At 63.0% G+C, this 20,829-nt stretch carries 16 protein-coding genes; 2 read left to right on the top strand and 14 right to left on the bottom strand.

What is annotated here, in order from left to right; genetic code table 11:
• Nucleotides 1–22: 22 nt before the first annotated feature.
• The 4 genes from VHD36_05620 to VHD36_05605 all read right to left on the bottom strand — a co-directional run bounded on the left by VHD36_05620 (nt 23) and on the right by VHD36_05605 (nt 4,433).
• The gene (locus VHD36_05620; protein HVU86777.1) at nt 23–760 is read right to left on the bottom strand and encodes a VOC family protein; all 738 of its coding nucleotides are present in this window, start codon (nt 758–760) and stop codon (nt 23–25) included.
• A gap of 107 nt (nt 761–867) precedes the next feature.
• Nucleotides 868–2,121: a PQQ-binding-like beta-propeller repeat protein gene (locus VHD36_05615; GenBank protein HVU86776.1), complete on the bottom strand. Its 1,254-nt coding sequence runs from the start codon at nt 2,119–2,121 to the stop codon at nt 868–870.
• A gap of 168 nt (nt 2,122–2,289) precedes the next feature.
• A complete protein-coding gene (locus tag VHD36_05610) occupies nt 2,290–3,564 on the bottom strand; it encodes an amidohydrolase family protein (GenBank protein HVU86775.1) in 1,275 nt (424 codons plus the stop codon).
• 407 nt (nt 3,565–3,971) lie between these two features.
• Nucleotides 3,972–4,433 carry a hypothetical protein gene (locus VHD36_05605; protein ID HVU86774.1) on the bottom strand — a complete coding sequence of 154 codons (462 nt, stop codon included), beginning with the start codon at nt 4,431–4,433 and terminating at the stop codon, nt 3,972–3,974.
• Between the two features lie 9 nt (nt 4,434–4,442).
• On the opposite strand from VHD36_05605, the gene VHD36_05600 reads away from it, so the two are divergent.
• The gene (locus VHD36_05600; GenBank protein ID HVU86773.1) at nt 4,443–4,706 is read left to right on the top strand and encodes a hypothetical protein; all 264 of its coding nucleotides are present in this window, start codon (nt 4,443–4,445) and stop codon (nt 4,704–4,706) included.
• Nucleotides 4,707–5,174: 468 nt separating this feature from the next.
• Here the strand turns inward: VHD36_05600 and VHD36_05595 are convergent, their stop codons facing one another.
• From VHD36_05595 to mutY, 7 genes are all read right to left on the bottom strand, one after another.
• A complete protein-coding gene (locus tag VHD36_05595) occupies nt 5,175–5,741 on the bottom strand; it encodes a hypothetical protein (GenBank protein ID HVU86772.1) in 567 nt (188 codons plus the stop codon).
• Between the two features lie 319 nt (nt 5,742–6,060).
• Nucleotides 6,061–7,542 (bottom strand): DUF1501 domain-containing protein, encoded by a 1,482-nt coding sequence (locus VHD36_05590; GenBank protein HVU86771.1) that lies wholly within the window; start codon nt 7,540–7,542, stop codon nt 6,061–6,063.
• Nucleotides 7,543–7,635: 93 nt separating this feature from the next.
• The gene (locus tag VHD36_05585) at nt 7,636–8,865 is read right to left on the bottom strand and encodes a TlpA disulfide reductase family protein (protein HVU86770.1); all 1,230 of its coding nucleotides are present in this window, start codon (nt 8,863–8,865) and stop codon (nt 7,636–7,638) included.
• A gap of 8 nt (nt 8,866–8,873) precedes the next feature.
• Complete coding sequence (locus VHD36_05580) at nt 8,874–12,020, bottom strand: PSD1 and planctomycete cytochrome C domain-containing protein (GenBank protein ID HVU86769.1); 3,147 nt, start codon at nt 12,018–12,020, stop codon at nt 8,874–8,876.
• Between the two features lie 207 nt (nt 12,021–12,227).
• Nucleotides 12,228–12,686 carry a hypothetical protein gene (locus tag VHD36_05575; GenBank protein HVU86768.1) on the bottom strand — a complete coding sequence of 153 codons (459 nt, stop codon included), beginning with the start codon at nt 12,684–12,686 and terminating at the stop codon, nt 12,228–12,230.
• Nucleotides 12,687–12,694: 8 nt separating this feature from the next.
• Nucleotides 12,695–13,312 carry a hypothetical protein gene (locus VHD36_05570; GenBank protein HVU86767.1) on the bottom strand — a complete coding sequence of 206 codons (618 nt, stop codon included), beginning with the start codon at nt 13,310–13,312 and terminating at the stop codon, nt 12,695–12,697.
• A 48-nt stretch (nt 13,313–13,360) separates the two neighbouring features.
• Nucleotides 13,361–14,452, bottom strand: a complete 1,092-nt coding sequence (gene mutY / locus VHD36_05565; GenBank protein HVU86766.1) for an A/G-specific adenine glycosylase — start codon at nt 14,450–14,452, stop codon at nt 13,361–13,363.
• Between the two features lie 257 nt (nt 14,453–14,709).
• Between mutY and VHD36_05560 the strand changes: the two genes are divergently transcribed.
• Nucleotides 14,710–15,267 (top strand): hypothetical protein, encoded by a 558-nt coding sequence (locus tag VHD36_05560; protein HVU86765.1) that lies wholly within the window; start codon nt 14,710–14,712, stop codon nt 15,265–15,267.
• A gap of 95 nt (nt 15,268–15,362) precedes the next feature.
• Here VHD36_05560 and odhB read toward each other — a convergent pair whose 3' ends face one another.
• The 3 genes from odhB to VHD36_05545 all read right to left on the bottom strand — a co-directional run bounded on the left by odhB (nt 15,363) and on the right by VHD36_05545 (nt 20,787).
• Nucleotides 15,363–16,706, bottom strand: a complete 1,344-nt coding sequence (odhB, locus tag VHD36_05555) for a 2-oxoglutarate dehydrogenase complex dihydrolipoyllysine-residue succinyltransferase (GenBank protein HVU86764.1) — start codon at nt 16,704–16,706, stop codon at nt 15,363–15,365.
• 86 nt (nt 16,707–16,792) lie between these two features.
• Nucleotides 16,793–19,612 (bottom strand): 2-oxoglutarate dehydrogenase E1 component, encoded by a 2,820-nt coding sequence (locus VHD36_05550; GenBank protein ID HVU86763.1) that lies wholly within the window; start codon nt 19,610–19,612, stop codon nt 16,793–16,795.
• Nucleotides 19,613–19,752: 140 nt separating this feature from the next.
• Entirely contained in the window at nt 19,753–20,787 is a 1,035-nt protein-coding gene (locus tag VHD36_05545) for a hypothetical protein (protein ID HVU86762.1), read from the bottom strand.
• Between the last annotated feature and the right edge of the window lie 42 nt (nt 20,788–20,829).

Below are 20,829 nucleotides of genomic sequence, written 5' to 3'. Positions count from 1 at the left end.
TCACGGCTGCGGCGCGGCGCAGCTATCTCCGTTCGACGAGTTCAATGCGGGCACCATCCGGCGCTGCGAGAAACAGATCCGGCGCTTGATCGCCGTCATCGGTCTCGCGCTCGACGCGGGCGCCGCGTTTCTGCAGCGTTTCGACCAGTCGATCGGCGCTCGCCGCCGACCAACTGACATGATCGATCGAGCGCCCTTTGGTCGGCGCCCGCGGCTTGTCGGCTCCCTTGGCCAACACCCAGCCGTCGCGGAAGCGAATACCCGGCAGCACACCGGCAAACCGCCCGCGCTGTCCCGCAAGCGAATCCTGGTACCAGGCGAGCGCTGCGCGAGGATCGGTCGTGGCAATGTGAATGTGGTGAAAGCCCGTGACCTCGGCGTCTTCGACAATCTCGAGTAGCGTGTTCCAGCGATCTCTGACGAACGCGTATTTGATAGGCCCTTCGACTTCGATGCCCGAGACGATTTCGACGTCGCTAGCGGCCAGTTCGCGCATCTTGGCCACGATGTCGGGATAAGCAAAACCCAAGTGGTCGATCGCGCTACCGACACTCCCCTCGGCGGCCTCCGCCACCTTGCGGAATCGCAGCGTTACGCGACCGAAGTTCACCGAATCGTCCGAAGGAGACTGGCCGCCCAGATTTTTCGCGTACCAGCGGGCCGCCGCGGCCGGGTCCGTGACGTTCAGGTGTACATGGTCGAATTCGGCGGCGGTTGCGAGGCGCGAACTGATAACGAACGCGATTACGAGCGCATACACGATCCCGAGCCGGTTCCGACTGCCAGACGGCGACGTGTTGAGATTCGCTGAAGTCATCTTCTGCCGAAGATGCGCACGTGGGAAGGAAAATTGGCGGGCGCGCCGGTTCACGGCGCCTTCACATCATAGCACCACAGGGAGTCTAAATCTCGCAGGTACAGCCGGCCATTGGCCACCACGGGATAGGCCCAAGCCTGCGCCCGGCCGCGATCGGGCTGATCGGGCAGCGTAAAACGCCCCTTTTCCTGGTAACCGTCGGGCGAGGGATCGACCAGCGTCACGACGTCATCTTTTTCGTTGTGTACATAGAGACGCCCGTCGGCGTAACAAACCGAGCCCGGCCCGACGCCGCGCTCCTGCCATTTACCCTGGCCGGTTGCAAAGTCCGCGCATACCAGAACTTGCCCGGTAGTGCCGTAGAGATAGCCCTTGAGATCAACGGCTCCGCCAATACTGGTGGGGAGTTTCTGCTCGAAATAAACCTGCTCGGCGACGACTTCGCCCCCTTCGCTCTTGATCTTTACCAATCCGCCGCCGCTGCGGCCGGCTGAACTATAGACCAGGTCCCCATGCGCGATCGGCGTGGGGATATTGGCCGGGCTGCCTTCGGCCGTTTTCGTGTAGCGCCAGAGAAATTTTCCGGTGTGCGCGTCGACGCCCACCAGTCCTTTTTGCAAGAACTGCACGTACTGTTTCACGCCCGCTGCGTTCACGACGATCGCCGAGGCGTAGGCTGCCTGGTCAGCCTCGGGCAGCGCTGTTTTCCAGATGCCGTCACCCGTTCGCTTGTCGAGCGCGACGATCGTGGCCTCGGCCCCTCCGGGGGTGCAAACCAGCGTGCCGCCATCGACCAACGGCGATTCGGCATAGGCCCAATTGCCCGGCTGGCCGGCGAAATCGGTGCGCAGATTCTTCTGCCAGCGGACCTTGCCGTCGGCCACGTCGAGACACGTCAGGTCACCGTCCGAGCCGAGCGCGAAAATCAACTTGCCGTCGACCGTTGGCGTCGATCGCGACCCAGGGTATTGCGGTCCCTTATTCACGCCGACGTTGCCGATGCGCGTGCGCCATACTTCCTTCCCATCGGCCGTGTTCAGGCACTGGACGTATTCGTCCTCCATCCCCTTGTTGCTGATCAGATAGATGCGATTCCCGACGATCGAGGGCGTGGAGTAGCCGCTGCCGATGTCGATCGCCTGCCACAGGAGCTTGGGACCGTCGGCGGGCCATTCTTGCAACAGCCCCTTCTCTTGCGAGATGCCGTCGCGTTCGGGTCCGCGCCATTGCGGCCAATCGGCGGCCGACAGCGAGGTACAGAGAATCGCGACACCGAGAATGGCGAACGAGAATCGCGCGTACATGCGACACCCTCCTGGGACGAGTTGGCCATGAATGTGCGAGTCGTTAATTGGCCGACGCGCGCGGACGATCTCGAATCACCACCGCGGCAGCCACGACGCGCATTGTACAGCCACCGGCACACAATGCACTGCGCGAGTTTCTTGCGCAATTAGAATCCGCCGCAATCGCTAGCGGCCAGCCGCGGGCTGGCGTGCCGGCTCACCGGCTGCGGTCAGTTCGTCCTTGATGACCACGCCCCCTTTCATCACGAACTCGACTTTCTCGAGCGCCCGCACGTCGGCCAACGGATCTGCGTCGACGGCGATCAGGTCGGCGTACAAGCCCGGCGCCACGCGCCCCACGTCCTTCGGCCGGCCAATCAGTTCGGCCGCGTCGCTGGTGGCGGCGCGAATCGCCTGCGCGGGAGTCAGGCCGTATTTCACCATGTAGAAGAACTGCTTGCCGTTGTCGCCATGCGGATAGACGCCGGCGTCGGTGCCGAACGCGACTTTCACGCCCGCTTTCACGCAGCGCGCGAAATTGTCGCGCTGCGTTTGCCCGATGGCGCGCTCCTTGTCGATCGACTCCTGCGGAAGCTTGAACTCGACGGCTTTGCCGAGCAGGTAATCGTCGTTGTAGATGTCGGCCACCAGCCAGGTGCCGTGCTTGAGCATCAGTTGAATGCCCTCGTCGTCGATCAGGCTGCCATGCTCGATCGAATCGACGCCAGCCACGACCGCGTTCTTGATGCCTTGCGCGCCGTGCGCGTGGGCGGCCACCTTGCGGCCGGCGGCGTGCGCCTCTTCCACCGCGGCCTGTAGTTCCTGCACGGTGAATTGTGCGGCGCCGGGCGCATCGCCGCGCGACATCACCCCGCCCGAAGCGTGTACCTTGATCACATCGACGCCGTGCTTGATCTGGGCGCGGGTCACCTGGCGCACCTGGTCCGCACCGTCGGCGATTTTGTAATCGCGCTCATTGGGAAACATCGACGTGCGGACCTGCGGCGCGAAGCGATTCAAGTCGCCGTGCCCGCCGGTCATGGAAATGCCGGGGCCACTGGCCACGATGCGCGGGCCGACGAGAAATCCTTCATTGATCGAGTCGCGCAGATCGACGGCCAGGAACGGACGCGAACCGACGTCGCGCACCGTGGTGAAGCCGGCCTCGAGCGTGGTCCGGGCATTTTTCACCGCGGCGAAGGCGCTGTGGTTGGGCGTGTCTTTGAACTTGTAGATTTCGTCAAACCGGTCGGCCCGCCCCCCCAGGTGTGTGTGGCAATCGATCAAGCCGGGCAGCACCGCGGCGTGTGAAAGATCGACGATCTTGGCCCCCGGCGGAATCGAGGCCCCCGCCAGAGGCTCGACCGCCTTGATCCGCTCCCCCTCGATCGTGATCACGACATCCGCGCGGTACTGGTCGCCGGTGCCGTCGAAGAGCCGGCCCGCCTTTACGCAAACCACCGGCGGAGCCTCGGAACCTGCAGCCCGCGGAATAGCGCCTGGCACGAGTGATATCAAAGCAAGACTGCCGGAAACCACGAAGTTCATCAGATAATGACGCAAGCAAAGCCCCCTCGAAAGCACAACCGGGTTCAGGAATCGCTTCCTGGAATTATAAGCCGACGCCGTGGGTTCCGAATGTCGCCCCCGGCCTCGTTGAGCGGCCGGCTATATACCTCTGCAGTGGTATGTGGGATTCGATTTGTCGTTCCTTCGTAACGGTAGGTCGATCTCGGTGTTCTTCAAAAGGTCACCCGGGGGGCCAGGCCCTCCGGCAAGCTCGAATTGACAGGTTTGACTCTGCCGATTGGCATATGGTTTCGAATTCGCCACAGGCCTACCGTTAAGTGAATGGCGGGCCAGTACCCTTACGATTGATCGGCCGCGGATGCGGGTCGCGGCAAGAGACGGGCAAGAATAAAGGGGACGCCGAGGTAAATATGCGCCAAATCGTCGTTATCGGTGCGCGAGACCATGCCGCCGAGATTATCCACGCCGCCCGTCTCTCCAAAATGACTGTGCGCGGCGTATACGATGATGACAGTCGGCTGTGGGGACAATCGATTGCCGAAGTACCCATCAAGGGTCCGATCAGTCAGGCAGCGCATGCCGGCGTGCCCGCTGTTCTCGCCGCCAGCAATCCGCAGCAGCGTCAAGAGCTGGCTGCCCAGTTGCCCTTGAATTGGCAGAGCGTTATTCACCCGCAGGCCATTGTCGACCAGTTTGCTCAGCTCGAGCGGGGGTGCGTGGTGCTGGATGGCGCCGTCGTACAGCCGGGCGTGCAAATCGGCGCGCACACCATCGTTGGCGCAAAGGCCACGGTTGCTCACGATTGCCTCGTGGGCCAATTCGTCGAGATCGCCACGGGCGTGCAGCTTGCCGGTTTTGTGCAGGTCGGACATAGCGCATCACTGGAAACGGGCGCGATCGTCATTCCCAACGTGTTGGTCGGACGCGGCAGCGTCGTGTGTGCGGCGTCTGTGGTCATTCGCGACGTGCCGGAATTCGTGCGCGTGGCGGGCGTGCCCGCCAAAGTCTTGTCCATTCCGACCACGGTGCTGGCCGAGTCGCCTCTGGAATTTGGTCGCGTGCAAGCGGGATAGACAGCTCTCCATCTCGCAGGCAGGGTGCAGCGTGCCTCGCTGGCCGATCCGTTCGGCCAATATTGCTCGTCAATATTTCGCCGCACTCTGCGCGCGGTGCATCGCAGCCCTTCGACGATGGTGCTGCGAGTCGGTGCTCGGTGTCGATGCGAGCCGGTGCTCGGTGTCGATGCGAGTCGGTGCTTCGCCCCGCCATCTCAACGTCGTACGCAAAGCCGACGACCTCAGGGCGTCCAGGAGCGCGAACAAGCGCATAAAGAAAGCCGCCAGGGGAGTTCGGGCACCCCGGGCGGCTTCCGACGTCGGTTCCTAGAAAGAAACCTCTGCTGTATTCACTCTAGCTGCCGGGGCCGTCGCGAACATATGCCATGCGGCAGTCGACAGGTATACAGGCGGGGCGTTACTCCACACCTGCGGGCTGCCGACACATCGCGCGACGAGGCGCCGGTAACCGCGAACGAAGGAAGCTCAGTCCGTGTGCCATGGCTCGTACTGAAAAGATTTCATCTCGGCCAGGCCGACAACGGAAAGCAGCCGTGCGCTCGCTGCCATTCCCATGGAGCCCGTGCTTTTTGAACCATCAGGCCAGCGGAGTGTCACAGTCGTTCCGCGCAGCCGTCCGCGAAGAAACGCCCCCGTCACGCGAATATCTCCGCGCGCCGCGGCCTCGATGACCGAGCGCGCATGGTCGAGCGTCACAAAGCCGAAGCCCCCGCAAACATAATAGTCGATCGTTTTCTTGCGGAAGGGGTATGCGACTCCCAGCACCCTGGCGACATGTGACCAGCGGTCGATAACGACATCCACGCGGTCGGTCTCTGCTGCGTAGACGTGCACTTCGACGGGCGCCGCGCACGGGTTGCGCGGGCGGATGAAAAGCATCACGTCATCGGAGGCGTCATCTGGGTCGTCGGGAGCATAGTCGCCGAACAGTATCTCCGTTACCTCAGCGATGCCCGCGCGCCACGGCTCGAGCATTTCGTAAACCGCGCGCACGGCCGGATGCTGCGCAACTGGTGCCAGTAACTCAGGCATGACTCGTCTCACGAGAGCGCGCGTGACCTAGCAGCCTGTTGAAAAAAGCCCTCGTGGCTTTTTTCAACCTCGCCAAGTGCGAAGCAAAGCTTCGCACGGCTCGCAAAATAACGACTTACGTCGATATTTTGCCATCGCATCCCTGCGATGTCGCAACCCGTTGAGTTCTTCAACAGGCTGCTAGGACGCCCCGGGGGCCGATATGACCAGCTTAGCTTTTTCTTAGCCGGCATTTTCCGGCCGATTGCGTGCCCTTTCGCGGACTCGAAAAGAACCGCTGAGACTTCGGCGCACTAGCTACCGGTAACTGAAATCCGGCTTAGGCCAAGAGCGCATTGACCACGTTGCCGTGTACGTCGGTCAGGCGGAAATCGCGCCCCTGGAAGCGGTACGTCAGCCGCGTGTGATCGATGCCCAGACAGTGCAGGATCGAGGCGTTGAAATCGTGGATGTGCACCGGGTCGCGGGTGATGTTGTAGCAATAATCGTCGGTTTCGCCGTACGTGATGCCCCCTTTGATGCCGCCGCCGGCCATCCACAGGCTGAAGCAGCGGCCGTGATGATCGCGGCCGTAATTGTCCGCCGTCAGCGCGCCTTGGCTGTACACCGTGCGGCCGAACTCGCCACCCCACACGACGAGAGTATCGTCTAACAGCCCGCGGGCGTGCAAATCCTTCACCAGAGCCGCGCTTGCCTGGTCGACGTCCTTGCACTGGCCGCGAATCTGCTTGGGCAAGCTGCCGTGCTGATCCCAGCCGCGGTGCATCAGCTGCACAAAGCGCACGCCGCGCTCGACCATTCGCCGGGCGAGCAGGCAATTACGCGCAAATCCGCCGTCGGTGCCAGTCTCGTCGACGCCGTACATTTCGACCATGTGCCGCGGCTCGTCGCTGAAGTCCGTAAGCTCCGGCACGCTCGACTGCATGCGGAACGCCATTTCGTACTGCGCGATGCGGGTGTTGATCTCGGGATCGCCGAACGACTGCGCCGCCATCTTGTTCAGTTCGCCGACGCCGTCCAGCATGCGGCGGCGCGATGCGGCGTCGACGCCCGGCGGGTTCGACAGGTACAGCACCGGGTCATCGCCCGAGCGGAACCGCACCCCCTGGTGCTGGCTGGGAATGAAGCCGCTTCCCCACAGGCGCGAAAACAATGGTTGATCAGTCTTGTTGCCGCTTCCTTGGGAGATCATTACCACGAAGCCGGGCAGGTTCTGGTTCTCGCTTCCCAGGCCGTAGCTGAGCCACGAGCCCAGGCTCGGCCGACCCGGCTGCTGCGCGCCGGTTTGAATGTAGGTCGTGGCCGGATCGTGATTGATGGCTTCGGTGTTGAGCGAGTTGATCACCGCGATGTGATCGACAATCTCGGCCGTATGCGGCAAGAGTTCGCTGACCCACGTGCCCGATTGGCCGTGCTGTGCGAACTTGAACATGGGCGCCACGCACGGGAACGACTTCTGGCCCGACGTCATGCCGGTGATGCGCTGCCCCTGGCGTACGCTGTCGGGCAGTTCTTGGCCGTGATGATCGCGCAACTTCGGCTGGTAATTGAAAAGGTCGATCGATGACGGTCCGCCGGACATGAACAGGAAAATAACGCGCTTCGCCCGCGGCGCGAAATGCAGCGGGGAGAGCGCGCCGTGCGTGGCGAGGCCGCCTGCGCCGTCGCCGGCGGTCGCTGCGAATAGTTCCGGATTCAAGAGCGACGCAAGCGCTACGGTGCCGATGCCGGTGGCCGTGCGGCCGAAAAAGTGCCGGCGCGTGAGTAGTAGTTCGTGTTCTCGACGAGATTGCTTGCTCATTTCCAAATTCCTGTTGCCTCCGGCTGCAGCGCGAAATCGCGGCGTTGGTTCCCGGGGCGTGCGTGTTTGCCAAATCGAGCGACAAGCGCCGCGCTATTCTTCCGCCAATACTTTTTCCAAGAGTGCGATCCCAGCTTCGTTAGGCGCCCAATGCGGCGCTACGACGATTCCTCGGCGGTCAATCAACACGCAACTGGGATATCCGACGATGCCGTACGCGGCCGCCGCCGTGCTGCGCGCCTCATGGTCGATCCCTTCGCCGTACGACGTACTGTCTCCGCGGACCAGTGCCACTCGAAAAGGAAGGTCGCGCCCCTTCCACAGTTCTTTACGCGTCGAAGTCAGGCGCCCGTCGAGTCGCTCGACCGTGTCGACCGGCTCTTCTTCGTCGACGCCAAGGTCCGTATGCACGCCGATGATCGTCAGCCCGCAATCGTGGTACTTGTCATGCGCCGCGAATAGGTCGGGCATGCGATAGACACACGACCCGCACCAATACCCCCAGAATTCGAGCAGAACCACCTGACCGCGCAGCTCGGACAATTTGACGGCCGGCCCGTTCTTCCATGCCACGACGTCAGGAATTTCCGGCGCCGGGTGACCTTCAAGTAATGTCGCCCGCGTGGCCGGTAAATTGAACGTCGCGAGTTGCTGTACACCCGATTGCGACGTAACCGTGAAAGTCTTTTCGACGAAATGCGTCAGGCCGGCCTTCGCGCTCAGCTTGTATTCGCCGGGCGGTAGCGCGAGCCGAAACTCCGGATCGGCAAAGGCTAAGGCGATAGCAAACCTCTTCCCGACAAAAAAATCGATCTCGACCAGACCGGCCCGTCCCTCGTGTTCTAAATCTCGCCCCAGGGCCGCTAGCTCTTCGCAGGTCCAGCGGCCTACCACCTCGCGCTCGGGGAGGAGCGTCATACGCACTGGCCCATCGACCTTTCCCCAGTCGACAGAAGCGATCGCAATCAGCTTTCGCTTTTCATGCCGCGCCACGATTGCAAACGGGGAAGCCGGCTCAGGAAGCTCTGGAAATGTCGCCACACCAGTATCGTTGGAACGCTGGTGATTCCCATATTCCCATTCCGTGCCATCACGCTTCGCCGCATCCCGCGCCGTCTCTCCCAGCGAGGCCGGATAGCCGACGTCGGCCCCCTCGACCGGCTTTCCGTCGCTGTCGATCAGCAGTACCGAGAACGAGCCGCGCTTCGCACTCGCATCCTGCGCTGGCTCATCGCCGTTTGACGGTGTAACGCAAGTTAGCGCGAGCGCAAAAGCAAGCGCCAAGTGCCGCGTATGGCCGAAGTTTGATTTAACGAAAGTCACGTGCCGCCTCAACTCTTGGTCACGGTCTCATCCAGGTTCAGAATCATGCTGGCCACCATTGTCCAGGCCGCGAGCTCCGCCGCGTCGAGCTTGTCGTTGCGCGGCGCTTCGCCGACGGCGAGCAGCTTTTGCGCCGCCTCGGGGTGTGCCCGGTACGCGGCCAACTGCTCTTCGTAAACACGGCGCAGCACGCCGATTTCGGCTTCGCTGGGCCGGCGCGCGGTGGCCAGCCGGAAGGCAAACGCAATCCGCTCGTCGGGCGATTGCGGCGCTTCGGTCATCACCCGCTCGGCCAGCTTACGCGACGCCTCGACATACGTCGGGTCGTTCAAAAGAACAAGCGCCTGGAGCGGCGTGTTCGTCGTGGCGCGGCGCACCGTGCAGGTTTCGCGATCCGGTGCATCGAACGTGATCAACGTCGGCGGTGGCGACGTGCGTTTCCAGAACGTGTACATCGTGCGCCGATACAGGTCGGCGCCGTGGCTTTGCGTGTACGTTTGCGCCGTCCAGTTCTTACCGTCGGCGCGGAAGGCCAGTTCCTCCCACAAGCCGGCCGGCTGATAGGGCGATACGCTTGGCCCGCCGATGCGCGAGTCCAACAATCCGCTCACGGCCAGGGCCTGGTCGCGGATGAATTCGGCGATCAACCGCCCGCGCGGCGCCCGGCCCAGCAGGCGATTGTCGGGATCGCGGGCCGCCAGGTCCGCCCGGGCATGCGAGCTTTGCCGGTACGTGGCCGAGGTAACGATCAGTCGGCACAGCGCCTTCACATCCCACGGTTTTGCCGAAGCACCACTTGTTTCGCCCCCGTCGCGCAGTTGCACCGCCAGCCAATCGAGCAACTCGGGATGGCTGGGCAACTCACCCTGCGAGCCGAAATCTTCGGCCGTCTTCACCAGCCCCGTGCCAAAGAACAATTGCCAGTAGCGGTTCGCTGCCACCCGCGGCACGAGCGGATGCGCGTCGTCGACCAGCCAGCGGGCCAGGCCCAGGCGATTCGCCGGAGCGCCCTCGGGCAGTGGCGGCAATGCCGCCGGCACACCGGGCGACACCTGCTCGCCGCGCTTGTCGTACTGACCACGCTCGAGCATGAACGTGTCGCGCGGCTTTTCCATTTCCTGCATCACCATCGAGGTGGGGATGCTCTTGTCCAACTGTTCGCGGCTTTTCTTGGTCGCGGCCAGTTGATCTTTCAGTTCTGCAATGCGCGGCGAAACGCTGTCGCGATAATATGTCCGCAGCTCGCCGCGCTGCGCGTCGCTGCGCTCGCCGGCTGCCGTGGCAAGAATCTTGGCGACCGCCTCGGGCAGGGCCGATGGCTCGCGCGGATCGGCCGCGTCGGTCACGGCCAAGCGCAACCGGCCCAGTTGGTGCTGGGCGAATTGCGACTGAAAGCGCAGTTGCACCGTAAGCTTCGAGCCTTGCGGCAGTTCCAGCGGCTGAGCAAGTGCAAACGTGGCCGTGTGTGGTTTGCCCATCTCGGGATGCAGCGCCCAGCCGGTCTCGGGCTTGTCATCGATGGCGCCTGCGACGTCAAAATCCTTCTGGCTGAAGTCGGCCCAGGCCGATTTCAGCTCGACCCTGGTCACGATGTCCTGGCCCAAATCCGCGCTGGCCGCCACCTGCGTGAGGACAACATTGCCATTGGCCGAGCGTCCCGGCCCGCGCTCGGCCAGGCTGTCGTCTGGCAAAGCTTCCAGCCGCAGGGCCGTGATCGGGCCGGTGCCGGGCAGCGTCGTGCCGCCGAAGACGATCGTATAGACATCGTTGGCCGGATTCGGCCCGGTGACGAGGTACGAGCCATCGTCAAGCCGCGTGAACGTCGCGCCCCCTTCAGCCGCGATCGACAGGGGCGTGATCGTGTGCCAGCTCGGCGCCACGCGCCCGGTGTGATTTGTTTCCCAGGCGGCCTGCGCCGCGTCGACCTCGGCGTTCGGCCCGGCGATTTGTTGTTCGAGGTCGGTGATCGTGGCCGCCAGGCTGTCGAGCTTTTGCTGCTGCTCCGTGGTGGGCAGCTTGAGAAATGGCGGCGAATTGCCGGTCTGACCATCGAGCCCCTTTTCCGGCACATTGTTAAAGAACGCGTACAGCCGGTAATAGTCCTTTTGCGTGATCGGATCGAACTTGTGATCGTGGCACTGGCTGCAACCGACCGACAAGCCCAACCAGACGGTGCCGGTCGTGTTCACCCGATCGACGATGTAGGCGGTGTGATATTCCTCGGGGATTGCCCCCCCTTCGAAGTTGATCATGTGGTTGCGGTTGAAGCCGCTGGCGATGCGCTGGTCGACCGTGGCCCCTTCCAGCAGATCGCCCGCCAGTTGCTCGACGGTGAACTGATCGAACGGCAAGTTGCGATTGAACGAATTGATCACCCACTCGCGCCAGCGGGTCATGTCGCGGCCGTTGTCGATGTGATAGCCGTTGGTGTCAGCAAAGCGAGCCGCGTCGAGCCAATCGAGTGCCAGCCGCTCGCCGTAATGGGGCGACGCCAGCAGACGGTCGACCACTTTTTCATAGGCCCCGGCGCTGTTGTCGAGCAGAAACGCATCGACCTCGACCGGCGTCGGCGGCAGGCCGGTCAGGTCCAGGGTGACGCGCCGCAACAATGTGGCCCGATCCGCCTCGGGCGACGGTGTGAGCCCTTCGCGCTCAAGCCGCGCAAGAACAAACCGATCGATCGCGTTCCGCGGCCAGGACGAAAGTTTCACCGCCGGCAACTCGGGGCGCTTTGGCGCGATGAACGACCAGTGAGCCTCGTACTCGGCCCCTTCGGCGACCCAGCGGCGCAGCGTTTCTCGCTCGCGGTCAGAGAGTTCCTTGTGACTGGCCGGCGGCGGCATGCGGGCCGCCTCGTCCGCGGCAAAGACCCGCGCAACCAGCTCGCTCTCGTCCGGCTTGCCGGGCACGATGGCCAGGGCGCCCGTCGCGGTCGGTTTGCGTGCCTCGTCGGAAATGTCCAAACGCAGCTCGGCCTGCCGCTCGCGGGCGTCCGGGCCGTGACATTTGAAGCAGTTGTTCGACAGGATCGGCCGCACGTCGCGGTTGTAGCTCAGACGCGCCGGCGAGGTCGCCTGCGGCTCGTCGGCAATCACTACAGCGGTAGGCAGCCAGAGAGTAAAGAGAATCGCGACCAATAGAATTCGCAACAGCATGCGGTTCGTAACCTCACGACTCCGGACAGGTGGGAAATTCACGGAGTGAAATCGGGGCTTGGTCCGCGCGGGCAGCGGCCGGGGTGCGGCCCGGCCACCGGCGGATAGTCCCTAGTTTACCCGGCGGGCCGGGCCAGACTCAACGGTCTGGTTCGGGAAAGATCATGCCGTCGGGGCAGCGCGGATGGGCCAGCCGTGAAGCCTCTGTCAGGGCAATGCTCTGTCCGAAGCGCCTATTTGCACACCGAGTTCAGACGCTAGGATTTGCCGGATTGCCTGGACGAAGTCGTCGTTGCTCGCAATCCGATTCATGCCCATCAGTTTCTGCCACAGCGTCCGGCGTTTCTGCACAATGATGCGCCACTCACCCAGATTCCGATGTCGCGAGCGGTTCGTCGCCTTCACCGCGCCCGCGAACGAGGGACAGTTCTCGTCGCCGGGCGTGACACCGATCGCAACAAAGTAGGCCGCCGCTGCGGACCACGCGTACAAGTACCAACCCCAATCCTCTTGCCCCGGCTTTTCGACGCGGTACCCACGCGAGCGTAGCTTTTCAGCCAACCAGTCCGCCAAATCATCACCGTAACAACAGTCGTTGATGTAGTGCGGCTGCGGCTGCGAGCAGTTGAACTGATCGGTCATGAAAACGAGGTGAACGTCCGTCACATTTCACCTCACCCCGCGTAATCCCGTGGAACGACCTTGCCTGGCCTGAAGCTGTTCGTGGGATGACCATCGCGCACCGAAAACGTCGGCTGCGATATCAGCGCCTGGGCGAACGTGACGGTGCGGTCCCATTCGGCGGTCGTGATCGCGCGCATACGGTTCTCGATGCGCGGCCGATCGTCCGATACGAATTGCGCGATGACGGGATAAAAGTTCGTCCACCGGCCGAGCGAGTTTGGTCCGAGCACGAGATCCGCGGCGGGCGTCCCGCCGTGCACATAAGTATTGATGGTCAGCAGCTTGCTTCCTTCGTCCAGGCGGTGTTCGTCGGCCAGCCAACGTGGGAATTCGAGCAGCACGACACAGTCTTGCTCGTCGGTATAAGCGGCGACGAGTAATGGATTGCGCCGGACGACCATTGCCGCGCGGCTGTCGCCGCCGCGAACATGCTCGGCGAGTAATTGGCGCGCTTGCCGGGCATTGTAGGGCCGACCGTGGATCAAAATGCGACAGAAAATCGATCGCCAGCCGTAAAGCTTGGGCTCGAGGCCACATAGCCGCTCGTCCGAAAGGCTGATCCCTACGGCGTCCGAGGCGGCGGTGCGGTCGTCGTGGTATTTCGACATCGCGTCACTGAGCCCCGCTTGCGCCTGAATGAATGCCGCCTGAGTGTGTCACGATTTCGCTAACAGCCGTGCCAACTTTCGCGCCGACGTGCTGAGCGGAAAATCGGCAAGCTCCGCGGCATGCACCCAGCGCGATTCCGGCTTCCCGGCGGCACGGCCGGTTTCGCCCGCGTAGACCGCGTTATAACATTCCAGCGAAATACGAAAACGCGTCACGCTATGGCGGATCGTGGTCAATAGCGCGCCTGGTTTTATCTTAACACCGACACACTTGCTCACCCCGGCGATCAGTTGGCGCTCGGCGGGTATCTCGTCCGCGGGCGTCAGCGGAAAGCGAGGAAAATCCCACAACCCGGCCCAACGCTCGCCCGGCCGACGGCGGACGATAAGGACTTTTTCGCCGCGCCGCACGACGACAGCCGCCTCGCGCACCATCTCGACCTGCGGACGCGGTCGCGCGGCCGGAATGCGGTCGGCCAGTTGCCAGCGGCGCGTCGGGCAGAGCGCGGCGAGCGGGCACACGTCGCAGCGCGGCGCGCGCGGCGTGCAAACCTGGCTGCCCAATTCCATGAGCGCCTGGTTGAAACGTCCGACGTCGCGCCGCGGTAGCAGCCGTTCGGCCGTTTCCCACAATATTCGTTGCCCGGCAGAGGAATGCGTGTCGCCGGCGAAAGCCGTCAGCCGGGCCAGCAGTCGGATCGTGTTGGCTTCGAGAATCGGCTGCGGCTGATCGTAGGCAATCGACAGAATCGCCCCGGCCGTGTAACGGCCGATGCCCGGCAGCGCGCGCACCGCTTCGGCATTGCGCGGGAATTGGCCGGCATGCTCGTCGCAAATCACGCCGGCCGCACGGTGCATCTGCCGGGCACGTCGGTAATAGCCGAGGCCCTCCCAGAGCCGCAGTACGTCTTCCTCAGGCGCGTCGGCCAGCGCCGCGACCGTGGGGAAGCGGGCAAGAAATCGCTCGAAGTACGGCACCACCGCCGCCACGACGGTTTGCTGCAGCATGATCTCGCTGATCCACACCCGGTACGGATCGCGCGAACGCCGCCAGGGAAGATCACGAGCATTTCCGGCGTACCAGGCCAACAAGCGGCGGGCGATTGAAGCGCGCGTGCGCGGCGCGGACAGAGCAGCCACGGCTTCGGCATGAATCTGAGTCGTTGTGGGAACCGTCGACGCGGCGGAGGGTGCCGGTGCGGTCTTTAGGCGGTGGGCTGGCAAACGCCGCTTGGAATTTACAACGGGAGGCATTGGCATCCATTCCCGACGAAGTAAAGGACGCAGCCCTCGGGGCCGCGTGTGAAGAATCCGCGGGACAGTATAATCGTGACTCGTCAAACGCGTCGAACTATCCGCCGCTCAACGACCGGCGGCATCGCCTGCAGGAAGAATCCTTGTCCGCGAAACGTCGTACCACCAAGAAACCGCGCACCGGTCCGCACGCGACCGAAGGCCCGTCGGGCGAGCGCGCGTCGTCGGTCAAATTGCGTCGGACGGAACGTCGATACGAATTCGAACTCGTGCATCCGGCATGTGCCCGGGAACGGGCGGACGACCTGGAAGAAGTCCACCAGATGATCGATGGCGGCGAGTCGGAAATCGCCGTCGACGAGCTGCGCTGGCTCCTCTCGGGCTGCGCCGATTTCATTGAGGCGCATCAACTGCTGGGCGAGTTGGCGTTGACCGATGGCGACACGCGTCTGGCCCGCGCTCATTTCGGCTATGCGTACGACATTGGGCTGAAGGCCTTGCCGAGCGAGGCCTGGGCCGGCGCGCTCCCCTTCCGGCTGCCTGGCAATCGCAGCTTTCTCACGGCGGCCAAGGGGCTGGCCTTGTGCCTGCTCGAAATCGGCGAACCGGCCCGAGCCCGTGAAGTGGGTCAGCGGCTACTCCGCTTCGACCCGAGCGACCCGCTCCGCGTCGGGCCCTGGCTGGAACAGTTGCCGAAGTGATGCGCCAGCCGCGTCTACCAGTTCGGCACTGGTGGGCGAGCCACCAGTGGCACCCCGAGCTGGTTATCATTCATCATATTGCATTCTGCATTCTCTCAGATTTCCAACAGCATCCGGGCCGGCTCTTCCACCATTTCCTTGATCATCTTCAAAAACGTCACGGCGTCGCGGCCGTCGACCAGGCGATGGTCATAGGTCAGCGCCACGTACATCATCGGCCGGATGACGACCTGGCCTGCGCGGGCGACCGGGCGTTCCTGGATCGCGTGCAAGCCGAGGATGCCACTCTGCGGCGGATTGACGATCGGCGTCGACAGGAGCGAACCGTACACGCCGCCGTTGGAAATGGTGAATGTGCCGCCTTGCAGCTCTTCGACCTTCAGTTGATTCTTCTGCGCCCTCGCGCCGAAGTCGCTGATGGCCCGCTCGATCTCGGCGAAGCTCAGCCGCTCGGCATGCCGGAGCACGGGCACGACCAGCCCCTTACCGCCGCCGACCGCGATCCCGATATCGTAGTGGTTGCGGTAAATGACGTCGGTGCCGCGAATCTCGGCATTGACGACCGGCACGTGCTTCAGGGCGTGTACCACGGCTTTGACGAAGAACGACATGAAGCCGAGCTTCGCGCCGTACGTCTCTTGAAATAGCTCGCGATTTTCGGTGCGAAGTGCCATCACCGATGACATGTCGATTTCATTGAACGTCGTCAGCAGCGCCTGCGTCTGCTGTGCCTCGACCAGCCGCTCGGCGATGCGCTGCCGCAGCAGGCTCATCGGCACGACCTCTTCATCCTCGCCGAGGGGCGCGGCGGCGGGCTCGATCGTGATCTCGCCATCAACCCGCTTGGGGCGCGTCGTCGGATGCATCTTGCGCGTAGCGGGCACGGAGGCAGGAGTCGCGTGCTGCGGCGATGCGACCGGCGCTGGTGGGGTTGTCTTCGCCACGGGAGGCGCTGCCTTAGGTGTGGGGGGAGCCGCAGCAACCGGTGCTACCGGCGCCGCCGGAACGGGCTTCGTTACCGCAGCAACCGGTGCTGCTGGCCTGGCGGGAGCCTGCATTTGGGCCGTGACGACCGGCTGCGGGGCGGGCTGCTCGGGCGCTTCGACTTTGGCAGGGGGCGCCGGTACCTTGGCGCCGGGAGCGGTTGCTTTCTCTGCCGTTCCCTTTGCTGCGTCCGCCTTGCCGCTGGCACCCGCCGCGCCGTTTTCCTCCATGTAGGCGATCGTTTCGCCGACTTGCGCCATCTCGCCGCGTTTTTTCACGATTTGCGTGAGCACACCGTCGATCGGGGCCGGCAGCTCGGCCGTGGCCTTGTCGCTTTCGATCTCGACCAGCGACTCATCCTTGCGCACCGGATCGCCGACGCGCTTCAACCAAGCGCCGATCTGCACTTCGGTGATCGATTCACCGACCGATGGCACTTTCAATTCCAAGGGCATGGCTCGCCTCTTTTCGGTCCACTTCGCTCAAAGTTCTTGTTGGTATTCGATCGCGTTGGCTACGCGTCGATCGAGTTTTTGATCTTTCAGGTGCCGCCAAAGGCCGCGGCGATCAGCTCGTCCTGCTCCAGGCGATGGCTGCTGGCCGAGCCGGTCGCGGGGCTCGCGCTTGCGCGGCGATAAATGCCCGACAGCGGTAGCCGCTCGAACAGCCGGTCGCCGAATTGCATGCGCAAGAAGCTCCAGGCCCCCATGTTTTCAGGCTCTTCCTGGATCCACACCACCGGCGTACCGTCGCGGTAGGTGGCCAGTGCGGCCCGTAGTTGCTTGTAGGGGAAAGGATAGAACTGCTCGATGCGAATGATGGCGACGTCCTGCCGGGCAAGCTCGGTGCGCTTGTGCGCCAGTTCGTAATACACCTTGCCCGAGCACATCAACACGCGGCGCACTTCGGCGCCGTTGGGCACCACTTCGTCGGCGATCACGCGCTGGTAGGTTCCGGTCGTTAGCGCGTCGAGTGGCGACACCGCGGCCGCGTGCCGCAACAAGCTCTTGGGCGTCATCACGACCAGCGGCTTTCGCCAGCGGCGCAGCGCCTGCCGACGCAGCAAGTGAAAATATTGCGCCGGCGTCGACGGCTGCGCGATTTGCATATTGTCTTCGGCGGCCAGGGTCAGGAATCGCTCGAGCCGGGCGCTGGAATGCTCGGGCCCGGCCCCTTCCAGTCCGTGCGGCAAGAGCAGCGTCAGGCCGCTCAGGCGGCGCCACTTGTCCTCGGCCGTAACGATGAACTGGTCGATGATCACTTGCGCGACATTGACGAAGTCGCCGTATTGCGCTTCCCACATCACGAGTGTCGAGGGGCGATCGAGCGAATAGCCGTACTCAAACCCCAGCACGCCAACCTCGGAAAGCGGACTGTTCACGATCTCGACCGTGGCCTGTGTCGGGCTGAGATTCAATAGCGGCGTGTAGTGGGCGCCGTTTTCAAAATCGTGCAGCACGGCGTGCCGCTGGCTGAACGTGCCGCGCTCGCAATCCTGTCCGCTCAGTCGCACCGGCACGCCGTCGGTAGCCAGGGTGGCAAACGCCAGGGCCTCGGCCGTCGACCAGTCGAGCGGCCGTTCACCCGTAGCCATCGCCGCGCGCTGGGACAGCAGACGTTCGATTTTCGGGTGAACGTGAAAGCCCTCGGGCACCTTCGTCAATGCGCCCAGCAGTTCGACCAGCCGATCGTGCGCGGCGCCCGAGTCGATTTCGTCGATGTTCGCCTCGCGCCCGCCGGTAAAGCCCTCCCACACGCCCGACGGAACTTCCGGCGGCGGTGCGTAGCCGCGGCTGCGCGCGGCCGAGAAGCCGGCTTCGAGCCGGGCCCGGCTTTCGTCGGCGATCTTGTCGGCCTCGTCGACCGTGATTTCCCCCAACAGCAACAGGCGGTCGAGGTAGCTCTCGCGAACGGTCGGCTGCTCTTCGATCTGTTTGTACATCAAGGGCTGCGTGAACGAGGGCTCGTCCCCTTCGTTGTGCCCACGTCGCCGGTAGCAATACATATCGAGCACGACGTCACGGCGAAATCGCTCGCGGAAATCCATCGCCAGGTTCACCACCTGGGCGACGCTTTCCGGATCTTCGCCGTTGACGTGAAAGATCGGGATCTGCAGCATCTTGGCCACGTCGGTGGCGTAAGTGCTCGAGCGGGCTTGCTCGGGCGGCGTCGTGAAACCGAGTTGATTATTCACCACGACGTGCAGCGCGCCGCCCGTCGTGTACGAGGGCAACTGGCTGAGGTTCAGCGTCTCTTGAATAACGCCTTCGCCGGCGAAGGCCGCGTCGCCGTGAATCATCAACACCAGGCCATGCGCACGCTCGGTGTCCCCCTCGCGATCCTGCTTGGCGCGCATCCGGCCCGAGGCCACGGGGTTGACGAATTCCAAGTGGCTGGGGTTGAAGCACAGCGACAGGTGAATTTCGTGGCCGTCGGTCGTGACGTGCTGCGAGCTGTAGCCCAGGTGATACTTCACGTCGCCACGGCCGCGATGCATGGCGGGCTCGATATCCTCGAACTCGTGGAAGATCTGTTGCGGGCTTTTGCCGATGATGTTCGCCAGCACGTTCAAACGGCCGCGATGGGCCATAGCGATGACGATTTCATTGATCCTCTGCCGGCCGGCCTTCTCGAGCGCCAGGTCCAACAGCGGAATCAAGCTCTCGGAACCTTCGAGCGAAAAGCTTTTCGCACCGAGGTAGCGCTTTTGAATGAACTCTTCGAACAGCACGGCGTCGGTCAGGCAGGTGAGAATGCGAAGCTGCTCGGCCCGGCTGAGTTGCAGCCGGTTTTCGGTGCTTTCGACGCGTTCTTGCAGCCAGCCGCGGACGGTCAGATCGTCGATGTGCATGAACTGCACGCCGATGAACCGGCAGTAGGTGTTGCGCAGCCGCTTGAGCAAATCGCGCAGCGTTCCTTCGTCGGCCCCGCCCAGCGAGCGCGTCGAGAACGTGCGATCGAGATCGGCCGGACCGAGGCCGTAGAATTCCAGGTCGAGTTCGGGCAAAGGCCCTGTTGGTTCGCCCAGCGGGTTGACGCGCGCCAGGCGATGGCCGCGCACACGATAGGCGCGGATCAATTGGTCGACGCGCTCTTGCAGCACGCCCGAACCCATGCCCACGGTCGCCGCGGCGCCGTTGGTGGCGGCGCCGTTTGTGCCGGCGCTATGAAACAAACTCTGCGGCGTGAACGTCGGTCCCAGTTGCGGCTCGCGCAAAAAACGTCCGTCGCGCCCCGCCAGCGAGGCAAAGAACCGACGCCAGTCGTCGCTGACGCTGGCCGGGTCGCGCACGTAGTCGCCGTACAGGCTTTCGACGAAAGCCAGGCTGTGGCTGTCGAACGGTATCTCTTCGGGTTGCATCGAATATTCGCGTGGCAAGGGTAGCTCGGGTCGAGGCGCCGGGCTTTCGTATTATACGTCGCGCCGCGGGGCGTTCAGGGGGGAATCGAGGGACGAAAGAGCGGCGTTTTCCGCTTATCGCGGCAGTCGCTCGCGCAGTTTCAAGAGCCGCTGGCCCTAGCACCTGCTTCACCGTCCGCTGCGGGGCCGTCGCTCGCTATCTTCGAGAATTCGACCTTGGCGAGGAGCGCCTTGGCCATTTCCGGGCGCATTATGTCCGTGATTGAGAAAGCGAATTTCACTTTGACATTTACGCTGGCGCTTGGGCCAGTGGCTCGCACCATTCGGCTTATTTCGGCGTGCTGATTTCTCAGCACGATAAGGTTGTACAAAAACACGAGAAGTTCAACCAACGACAGTAATTTGGTCGTTCCGTCTTGAAAGACAACAAGAAAGGCGGAATCGTCAAGTTCTTCAATCACCTTTTCCGATTTCGCGATTGCGGGGTCATCAAGTAACTTTTGAGGTGGATGGACGACGAACGTGTTGTCGGCTTGCGTTGTGGCCCGCTTTTGGACCAACTCCATAATCTCTCCCATTTCCTTTTCGGATAGCTCGTACGGTCCCTCGTCTACCGCAGGCGTACGTGATCGCCGAAAATAACCGCGCACCCATTCGAGCGGATCGGCGAGCCGCCATCCGCGAGCGTATTTCTGAATCTGGCGGTAATCGTCACGAAATTTTGCAAGTTGTAACTCTGCTTTGTCACAGAGTCCTTCATTTACTAAACGGCCAAACTCCGACACGCACAATATTGCGGTTTTGACTAACTGGGAGACGCGGTCGGGAAATCGAAAAGAAGTAGACGCTAGGCCAGCTTCTGCATTCTGAAATTCGCTTCGCGATGTAGTGATGGCGTTGGTATACGTTTCCATGAGCATCTTCGCGTGCTCAACTGCGTCGGGTGCTGGTTGACCGGTAAAAGAGGCAATTAATTGCTCGCGAGTCCTTCGTGCATTGTTTGCATCGTTTAGCGCTTGCACAGAGCGAACCAAAGGCTCAAGTATCTTGCTCAGCGCGGTCAATCGAGACTCACGGCGGTTCCACAAGCCGAACAACAAGCCCATCAGGCCCACCAAAAGCGACCCGATGGACACGAGCGTTCGCGGCTCTAACCATTCATTACCTTCTGGCATTCGTGGTCCACCACCGATGGGTAATGGTTGCGTCGAGCGGTT

It is taken from the genome of Pirellulales bacterium (genome assembly GCA_035546535.1).
GTDB lineage: Bacteria > Planctomycetota > Planctomycetia > Pirellulales > JACPPG01 > JACPPG01.
This window is presented reverse-complemented; position numbering and strand designations above follow the sequence as displayed.

Excerpts from the sequence above, each read along its gene's own strand:
- VHD36_05550 (HVU86763.1), bottom strand. The coding sequence starts at position 19,612 with ATGCAACCCGAAGAGATACCGTTCGACAGCCACAGCCTGGCTTTCGTC.
- odhB (HVU86764.1), bottom strand. The coding sequence starts at position 16,706 with ATGCCCTTGGAATTGAAAGTGCCATCGGTCGGTGAATCGATCACCGAA.
- VHD36_05595 (HVU86772.1), bottom strand. The coding sequence starts at position 5,741 with ATGCCTGAGTTACTGGCACCAGTTGCGCAGCATCCGGCCGTGCGCGCG.
- VHD36_05580 (HVU86769.1), bottom strand. The coding sequence starts at position 12,020 with ATGCTGTTGCGAATTCTATTGGTCGCGATTCTCTTTACTCTCTGGCTG.
- VHD36_05590 (HVU86771.1), bottom strand. The coding sequence starts at position 7,542 with ATGAGCAAGCAATCTCGTCGAGAACACGAACTACTACTCACGCGCCGG.
- VHD36_05545 (HVU86762.1), bottom strand. The coding sequence starts at position 20,787 with ATGCCAGAAGGTAATGAATGGTTAGAGCCGCGAACGCTCGTGTCCATC.
- VHD36_05615 (HVU86776.1), bottom strand. The coding sequence starts at position 2,121 with ATGTACGCGCGATTCTCGTTCGCCATTCTCGGTGTCGCGATTCTCTGT.
- VHD36_05570 (HVU86767.1), bottom strand. The coding sequence starts at position 13,312 with ATGTCGAAATACCACGACGACCGCACCGCCGCCTCGGACGCCGTAGGG.